This is a genomic window from Arthrobacter sp. GCM10027362 (assembly GCF_042679445.1).
Classification (GTDB): Bacteria; Actinomycetota; Actinomycetes; order Actinomycetales; family Micrococcaceae; genus Crystallibacter.
This window is the reverse complement of record NZ_JBHTML010000376.1, coordinates 1-1,199: the sequence shown is the minus strand read 5'-3', so window position 1 is coordinate 1,199 and position 1,199 is coordinate 1. Positions and strand designations below refer to the sequence as shown.

General features: G+C 73.6%; 2 protein-coding genes. One reads left to right on the top strand and one right to left on the bottom strand.

The annotated features are described in order from the left end of the window. Positions 1-535 (bottom strand): glycosyltransferase family 9 protein (locus tag ACFQ36_RS22780; RefSeq protein WP_377017858.1); only part of this gene is annotated, 535 nt, incomplete at its 3' end. 169 nt (positions 536-704) lie between these two features. On the opposite strand from ACFQ36_RS22780, the gene ACFQ36_RS22775 reads away from it, so the two are divergent. Beyond that, positions 705-1,199: D-glycero-alpha-D-manno-heptose-1,7-bisphosphate 7-phosphatase (locus ACFQ36_RS22775; RefSeq protein WP_377017856.1), on the top strand; the 495-nt coding region annotated here is incomplete at its 3' end.

Sequence of the window (1,199 nt, the reverse complement as noted above, 5' to 3'; positions counted from 1 at the left end):
CGGCGAACCGCTCCACCGGCCAGTGCCGGCTGCCGTAGGCGGCCCCGGGGTGGATGACGACGGCGCCGGGCAGCCTGGTGGGCACCGCCGGCCGGTTGAGCCGGTAGTCCAGCGGGTCTGCCTCCAGCCCGTGCCAGCGCAGCAGCCGCGTCCACCGCTCGCGCTCATGGATGCCGTCCTGCCAGGCAGGCCCGTCCCAGCCGGGGGCCCGGTGGCCCAGGCGGATCCTGGCCCGCAGTGCCTCCAGCCGTCCGCGGCTCTCCGGGCCGTTGCCATGCAGATTGACCGCCACGTCCACCTGGCCGGGGGCCCTGGCGATGGCCACGTCCAGTCCGTGCGTATCGAGCAGCTCGTCCACCGAACCTGTCAGCTCCACCACCGGCCGCAGCCACTGCTGGGCCGCATAGACCACGCGGTGTTCCGGATAGGCCCGGCGCAGCGCACGCAGGGCGGGCACTGCCACCAGCAGGTCGCCCAGCTTCAGGGCGCGCAGAACCAGCAGTTCCGGCTGCCGGTTCGGCCGCGGTGTTTTCATCAGGTTCCCTCCCTTGAGTCCTGGGCAGGCCCGGCATGCGGGTGCCGGCCGCGGATTCCATCCTGCCAGACCGGCAGCCCGACGCAGCGGGGACACAGCAGCCCGGCGGCGGGCAAAGAAAATCGCCGTCCGATGTTTAGCCGCGCCCTGACGTGGGAAAAGAACGGGCATGGGAAGCCCGACGCAGACCCCGCCGCGTGCCGTCCTCTTCGACCGGGACGGCACCTTGGTCGTGGACGTGCCGTACAACCGGGATCCGGAGCTGGTCCGGCCGATGCCCGGCGCCGCCGCCGTGCTGGACGCGCTCCGCCGCGCCGGCGTTCGCTGCGGCGTGTTGACGAACCAGTCCGGCATCGCCCGCGGGCTGCTGGCCGAGGACCAGGTGCAGGCGGTGAACGCCCGGGTGGAGCAGCTGCTCGGCCCGTTCGATGTCTGGGAGGTTTGTCCGCATGGTCCGGACGACGGCTGCAGCTGCCGCAAGCCCGCCCCGGGGATGGTGCTCAGCGCGTGCCGGCGGCTGGGCCTGGCGCCGGAACAGGTCGCATTCATCGGGGACATCGGCGCCGACGTCCAGGCGGCACTGGCAGCGGGCGCGGCAACGGTCCTGGTGCCCACGCCGGTGACGCGGCCGGAGGAGATCGCCGCGGCCCCGGCGGTGGCCGCC